Source organism: Pseudomonas sp. AC463, from assembly GCF_979253585.1.
In genome coordinates, this window is the sequence record NZ_CEEDDZ010000808.1 from 1 (window position 1) to 258 (window position 258).

The window sequence follows — 258 nt, forward strand, 5'->3', positions numbered from 1 at the left end:
TCGACGCTGCCGGACGGCTTCCACGATTATTACAATGCGCGCTGGTATGAATTCATCGGCGTGCCGCAGGGGTCGACCGACGGCGAGGCGTGGAACGACATCTTTCATCCCGACGATCAGGATCGCGCCTGGTCGGTGTGGCGCCACAGCCTCGAAACGGGCGATCCCTATGACATCGAATACCGGCTGAAACATTTCGACGGCACCTATCGCTGGGTTCTCGGGCGGGCCTTGCCGATCCGCGACGGCGACCAGGTC

Annotated in this window: 1 protein-coding gene; it reads left to right on the forward strand. The window is 62.4% G+C overall.

What is annotated here, in order from left to right:
- A partial coding sequence (locus tag AC0IYH_RS32465; RefSeq protein ID WP_471838461.1) for a PAS domain-containing protein occupies positions 1-258 on the forward strand: 258 nt, incomplete at both ends.